Source organism: Mesorhizobium sp. B2-4-2 (assembly GCF_006442845.1).
Classification (GTDB): Bacteria; Pseudomonadota; Alphaproteobacteria; order Rhizobiales; family Rhizobiaceae; genus Mesorhizobium.
Genome location: NZ_VFVM01000015.1, coordinates 108,067 through 114,364, shown reverse-complemented (window position 1 = coordinate 114,364; position 6,298 = coordinate 108,067). Strand labels below are relative to the sequence as shown.

Annotated in this window: 7 protein-coding genes; 2 read left to right on the top strand and 5 right to left on the bottom strand. The window is 63.3% G+C overall.

The window, feature by feature from the left end:
• Positions 1-89: 89 nt before the first annotated feature.
• Entirely contained in the window at positions 90-1,400 is a 1,311-nt protein-coding gene (locus FJ942_RS25740) for a PRC-barrel domain-containing protein (RefSeq protein WP_140500596.1), read from the bottom strand.
• Between the two features lie 276 nt (positions 1,401-1,676).
• Between FJ942_RS25740 and FJ942_RS25735 the strand changes: the two genes are divergently transcribed.
• Positions 1,677-2,597: a diacylglycerol kinase family protein gene (locus tag FJ942_RS25735; RefSeq protein ID WP_140899366.1), complete on the top strand. Its 921-nt coding sequence runs from the start codon at positions 1,677-1,679 to the stop codon at positions 2,595-2,597.
• Between the two features lie 29 nt (positions 2,598-2,626).
• On the opposite strand, the gene FJ942_RS28630 is transcribed toward FJ942_RS25735, so the two are convergent.
• Positions 2,627-2,800 (bottom strand): hypothetical protein, encoded by a 174-nt coding sequence (locus FJ942_RS28630; RefSeq protein WP_181165417.1) that lies wholly within the window; start codon positions 2,798-2,800, stop codon positions 2,627-2,629.
• Between the two features lie 158 nt (positions 2,801-2,958).
• On the opposite strand from FJ942_RS28630, the gene FJ942_RS25730 reads away from it, so the two are divergent.
• Entirely contained in the window at positions 2,959-4,491 is a 1,533-nt protein-coding gene (locus FJ942_RS25730) for an HWE histidine kinase domain-containing protein (protein ID WP_224681157.1), read from the top strand.
• A gap of 42 nt (positions 4,492-4,533) precedes the next feature.
• Here FJ942_RS25730 and FJ942_RS25725 read toward each other — a convergent pair whose 3' ends face one another.
• The 3 genes from FJ942_RS25725 to FJ942_RS25715 all read right to left on the bottom strand — a co-directional run bounded on the left by FJ942_RS25725 (position 4,534) and on the right by FJ942_RS25715 (position 6,291).
• Positions 4,534-4,998, bottom strand: a complete 465-nt coding sequence (locus FJ942_RS25725) for a hypothetical protein (protein ID WP_140500594.1) — start codon at positions 4,996-4,998, stop codon at positions 4,534-4,536.
• A 10-nt stretch (positions 4,999-5,008) separates the two neighbouring features.
• Positions 5,009-5,335 carry a DUF883 family protein gene (locus FJ942_RS25720; protein ID WP_140625027.1) on the bottom strand — a complete coding sequence of 109 codons (327 nt, stop codon included), beginning with the start codon at positions 5,333-5,335 and terminating at the stop codon, positions 5,009-5,011.
• A 194-nt stretch (positions 5,336-5,529) separates the two neighbouring features.
• Complete coding sequence (locus FJ942_RS25715; RefSeq protein WP_140899364.1) at positions 5,530-6,291, bottom strand: Crp/Fnr family transcriptional regulator; 762 nt, start codon at positions 6,289-6,291, stop codon at positions 5,530-5,532.
• Positions 6,292-6,298 lie beyond the last annotated feature (7 nt).

Genomic DNA, 6,298 nt, shown 5'->3' with positions numbered 1-6,298 from the left:
CCCTACTGCCCTCCTGCCCGACTGCCCTACTGCCCTACTGCCCTACTGCCCTACTGCCCTACTGCCCTACTGCCCTACTGCCGTTGTTGCTATCTCACGATCATCCGCTGCTGCTCGCGGTTCTGCGCATAGCTGCCTTTGTCATAGGCGGCCTGGGCCTCGAGCTGCTCCTTGGTGAAGGTCGTGTAGAGATATTTGTTACCGTCCTTGTCGGTCATGAATTTCAGGTTGTCCATGCCGACGGCGACTTCCTTCTCGCCGACGCCGAGGAAACCGCCGACATCCACGATGACCGCGTCGGTCTTGTTGTCGGGCGTCAGCACGACATCGCCGATCTCGCCGACCTTGACGTCGTTGGCGCCATAAACTGTGGTACCCTTGAGATCGTCGCCCCTGACCTCGCCGACAGGCATTTCGGTCAGTTTCGATTTGTCGATCGCTGCGGTCTTCGTCTGGTCGGGAGCGGTCGCATCAGGGGTGGAGGCGGACGGGGCCTGCGCCGTCTTGTCCATCGGAGCCGTATTGGTTGTCGGCGCGACGGCCGGGGTGGACGCAGCAGGTGCGTTCGATGCCGTCGTGACCGGAGCCGGATCATAAGCCTTGCGGTTGAAGTCCGGCAATGCCTGCAGCTCTTCCTTGGTGGTTTGGGCCACCAGCCAGCGGTCGCCGTTTTTCTCGGCCCACTGGGCCTTGCCGAAATCATACGTGACGTTCTTCTCGCCGATGCCGAGGAAGCCGCCGACGCCGATGACCAGTGATTGCGCCTTGCCTTCCTTGGTCAGGACGATGTCGTTGACGTTGCCGATGTTCTGCGCATCGTCGCCGGTCCCGTTATAGACGCTCTCACCGATGATATTGGTGGCGAGATTGCCGTCGGCGCGCTTCACCGGTTCCGCCGGAGCCGCGTTCATGTCGACTGGCGCCTGGGCGGTATCGCTCGGCGCGGATGTTGACGGCGCCTGTGCCGCTGTCGGTGCGGCCGGTGCCGGAGCATAGGGCTTGGTGTCGAACTCCGGCTGCGCCGTCAACTGGTCCTTGGTCGTCTGGGCGACCAGCCAGCGGTCGCCGTTTTTCTCGGCCCACTGCAGCTTGTCGTAATCGAACGCGACATTCTTCGTCCCGACGCCCAGAAAGCCCCCGACGCCGATGACTATGGATTTGGCCTGACCGTCCTTGTCGAAGACGATGTCGGTTACTTTGCCGATATTCTCGGCATTGTCGCCGGTGCCGTTATAAACCGATTCACCGATGATGTTGGTGGCGATGCTGCCCTCGGCGTGCACCACAGGAGCGGCGGGTTGCTCCGCGCCAGGCGCAGCCGGTGTCGGAGTTGTCTGCGCATGCGCGCCCGTCGCCACGAACATGGCAAGAGCAGTCGTGGCTAGAAGATTGCGGATCATGATGGTGTCTCCTCGTGCCTGATTTCATGCATGCCGCACCGGCCTCCGCCGTCACCGGCGACGGGCGAACGCGGCATTCGCCTGATCACAACGTCGTGACTGCGCCCATTGTTCCGACAAAAGCCAGGACGCATATTCTCCGCACACGCGGCCCGCAACTTGCGTCCTGCAAAGGGAAATTCGCCGCATCATCCGGAACCTTTTTGCCACTTGCGCCGTTCAGCCGACGGCTGGAGCTTCTCCGGCTCGGAGTTTTTTTGAGAACACGGAGGGGACATGCGGTTTGCGGCGGTGCTGAACCGGGACGGTGGCACCTTGCGCACCCTCGACCTGGATGGCTTTCGCGATCGCATGCGCGACCTGCTGGAGGCAGCAGGCCATTCCATCGATATCGACGTGGTTGCCGGCAAGGACATCGTGCCGGCATTGGACAACGCGGCTTCGCGTCGCGGCATCGACGTGGTTCTCGCCGGCGGCGGCGATGGCACGATATCGGCGGCGGCGGCGCGGCTGATGGGCAAGAAAAAGGCGCTGGCCATATTGCCCGCAGGCACCATGAACCTCTTCGCGCGCGGGCTCGGCATCCCGCAGACGCTCGATGCGGCTTTGCGATCCTTCGCCGATGGCGAGGTGATGGCGGTGGACATCGCCACCGCCAATGACCGGCCTTTCGTGCATCAGTTCTCGATCGGCATGCACGCCAAGATGGTGCAGCTACGCCAGAACATGGAGTTCGGCTCCCGGCTGGGCAAGATGCGGGCATCCGCGAAAGCGGCTTGGCAGACGATCAAGAATCCGCCGGCGATGACGGTCACCCTGACCATTGGCGAGGCCGAGATCACGGCGCGAACCACCGGCGTCGGCGTCACCAACAACCTGTTTGGCGAGGGTCACCTGCCCTTTGCCGACAATCCGGCGGGCGGCGTGCTCGGCATTTATGTCACGGTCGCGCGGCAGCGCGCCGAACTGGTCAAGTTCTTCTTCAACGTCGCGCGTGGCAAATGGCGGGACAATGAACATGTCGAAATCCATCAGACAGAGCGGGCTGTGCTGAAGATCCGGTCGGCGGCCAGGAAATACCGCGCCGTCCTCGACGGTGAACTTATCAAGCTCGAGGACGAAATTACCATCGAAATCCACCCGGGCGCCTTGAACGTGCTGGTGCCGCGGCACGCCATGCGGGCAAAGGCGGCCTGATGCAGGGGCAGCCGACGAGGAACAGAAGACTAGCCGCTCGGAGCGCTGCCTTGTTCGGTGGTCGGGGATTTCGTGTACTCGCCGTAAATCTCGACGATGCCCCAAACGACAAAGGCCAGGAGAAGTCCCGCAATCAGGATCCGCAAGCCGTGCCAGCCCCAGTGTCCCTGACGCGCTTTGTTTTCAGGAATGGTCTTGGGCATAGCCGGCCTCGATGCGATGTGGACGCGTTGAGCGTCTCTGGCAAAACATCTTCGGGTAACGGTTCCTTGCTACGAAGGTTCCGCGTTTGGCCAAGCCCTTCGCCGGCAAGTCGGGAAGGCGAAGTCGGAGGGCTCGCGAGGAAGCGTCGGGGGCGCTGGTGAACAAGGCGGCGAAATTGGCGCCGGGCCTTCCGGCCGAAGTAATGCACGTCGTCAACGACGCCGGCCGGCTGGCCGTGCTGCACGGCTTGCAGGCGCTGGATACGATGACTGACGCCGACTTCGACGGCGTCAGCCGCCTTGCCGCGGCCGCCATGCGCGCACCGATCGCGCTGGTTACGCTCGTCGACGTCGAGCGGCAATGGTTCAAGTCGCGTGTCGGCCTGGACGAGATGGAGACCGCAACCGACATCTCCTTCTCCGCCCATGCGATTGCCGCGGGCGGCGAACTGATGGTGGTACCCGACGCGACCTTGGATCCGCGTTTTAAAGCCAACTCACTGGTCACGGGCAAGCATCACATCCGCTTCTTTGCGGGCGCGCCGGTGACCGTCGCCGGCGCCAGGATCGGAACGCTCTGCGTTTTCGACCGCAAGCCCCGTCCCTTTCCATCGCGCGTCAGGCTCGACCAGTTGAAGGCGCTGGCCGGCCTAGCCGCCAGCCTGTTCACGCTGAAGGATGCGACGCGCAGCGGCGCCATCGCCGAGGCGGCGCTGGTTCGCGAAGAAAAACGGCGCGCCATAGCGCTCGACGCGGCATCGCTTGCCAGCTGGGCCTGGGACATCCGCACCGACATGATCGAATGCGATGGTTTGCTGCCGGAATTGTTCAATCTGCCGCGATCGAACCGGTTGCGGGCGCGCGACATCCTGATGGCAATAGATCCACGCGACGTCTATCAAACCGAAACCCGCTTCCGCGACGCCTTGGCCGGCGGCGACGACTATTTCGGCGAGTACCGCGTGAAAGGCTTCCATCCACCCCGCTGGCTGGCGACGCGCGGCCGCGTCATCGAGCGCGATGGCGACGGCAAGCCGACGCTGATCTTCGGGGTCAATTACGACATATCCGAACGCAAGCTTGGGGAGGAAAGGCAAAGGCTGCTGCTTCGCGAACTCAATCATCGCGTCAAGAACACGCTGGCGACCGTTCAGGCGCTGGCGACGCAGACCGTGCGCCATGCCCGGCAGCCGAGCGCTTTCCTGGAAGCCTTCGGCGCCCGGCTCCAGGCACTCGGCATTGCCCATAATCTCCTGTCCGACCGGGAATGGCGCGGCATCGGCATCCATGAACTCATCCAGATCGAGGTGAGGCCCTTCGACACCGCCGAGCAACTGCGCATGACGATCACCGGTCCCGATCTGTTGCTGTCGCCGGACCAGGCAGTGGGGCTGGGCCTGATCTTGCACGAACTGGCCAGCAACGCCCTACAATATGGGTCGCTGTCGGCAACATCCGGCAAGGTCGATCTGAGCTGGAAGACACAAGGCAGAAAAAGCGACCGGCGCCTTGTCCTGAGCTGGCGCGAAAGCGGCGGTCCTGCGGTTGCCCCGCCCGAGCGGCACGGCTTCGGCTCGATCCTGATCCGCCGCAGCCTGGCCAAGGTCATCTCCAGCGAAGTGACGCACGAGTTCCGGCCGGAAGGCGTCTTTGCCGAAATATCCATGCCGCTGGAGGATCTCTCCAAGTGACCGCCCAGCCTTAATCCGGGCCCAGCCTTCATCCGGTCAGCCTCAATCAGGATCGCCGCCAGCCGGCCCGCCGGGACCTGGTTTCACGTTCTCGCGGTAGATGGCATAAGCCGCCAACGCCACGGCGGGACCGAGAATGGCCCCGAGGCCGCCCTTTCCCTTGAGCAGCGCCGGCAGAGCGGCCAGTGCGGCGGTGACCCCGATTGCCGTCATGTCCGCCTTGCGCCGTTCTGCCCGGCGCCGTGCGCGCGAGCCGGCCGAGAAGCGATAGATCAGCAAGATCAGGCCCGCGACGATCAGAAAGCCGACGCCGAATCCCAACGCCGCAGCGAGCGGCCCATAGCGATCCGCAGCCCAGATATAGCCGGCCCCGATCAGGAAGCCGAGACCGCACAGCGCCGCGAGCGCGGCAAGCGCATAGACAATTGCAGCCGTGCGCGCGCGGCGCATGGCTGCAACGGTTTCGCCCGAAGCCAGGCCCGAGACAAGGGAAGCCAGCAATCCCATTTGAGCGGGACTAGCGGCGCGCCAGGAGCGCAAACAGGAAGCCGACGCCGGCGGCGATCGCCAATGAAGTCACCGGCTTCTCGCGCACGCTTGCCGCTATCTGCGCCTCTATATCCCTGGTGTTGCTGCGCAGGCTGTCAAAGGCTGCCTCGCCTTGGGCGCGCAGATGCTCGACACCTTCGGCAGCGGCACGGCGGGCGGTGCCATATCCATGCTCGCCTGTCTTTGCCAGCTGCTTCGTCAGCTTGTCGATATCGGCCTTCAACTGTCTGATATCGGCTTCGAGGTCCGAGTTCGCCCGCACTTCGCCTGCGTTCTTTCCTGCGGCAGCTGCCATTGCTTAACTCCTTGTGATTGCTTTGGTTTCAACGCGCTGCATGTCTCAAGGTTCCGAGCCCCTCGGATAAACGGGCATGATCCCGCAAAGCGGGTGTCGGTTTGCCGAAAAGATCACGCTCAATCCAATGGATAGAGGCCATCCCGGTTCCATCGATCTGGACCCTAGCTCAAAACGGGTCCTCCTGCATCCGGTCAGATCAGCGGCCGCCGTTCCTTGCCCAGCCCCTCCCAGCCGGCAAGCTGCTTCAACCCTTCATGATCGATGATCTCGCAGCCGCCATCGCGCCAAGCGATCAGCTTGCGATCCATCAGCTTGCGAATCATCTTGTTGGTATGGACCAAAGACAGGCCGAGCGTATCGGCGATGTGCTGCTGCGTGAACGCGATCCGGGTGAACCGCCCGCCATTGAGGCCAACGGCCTTGGCCCGGCTGCCGATGAAGGCGATGAGATAGGCGGTGCGCTCGATCGCGCTGCGGCGGCCGACGCTGAGCAGGTTCTCGTCCAGCATCCGCTCCTCGCGCGACGCGATCCAGGTGATGTCATAGGCCAGGCCCGGATGGTTGCGGAAAAGCTCATGCAGGGACTCCCGCTCGAACACGCAAAGCAGCATCGGCGACAAGGCTTCGACGGAATGCTGCATTTCGCCCATCACGCCGCCTTGCAGCCCGATGAGATCTCCAGGGACGGCGTAGTTGAGGATTTGACGGCGGCCATCCGACAACAGCTTGTAACGGAAAGCCCAGCCCGACAGCACCGTGTAGAGATGGGCGCTGCGGCGTCCTTCCACCAGCACCGTTGCGCCCTTGTCGACCGCGAGCTCGCCTTTCTTCAATTTGTCGATGAAGGCCAGTTCCGATCTCTCGAATTTGCGGAAACCCGGCAGCGGCCGCAGTGGGCAATTCTCGCAATCGTACCGGCGGCTGGAGGAAGCAAGGCCGTTCTGGATTGACATTTCGACC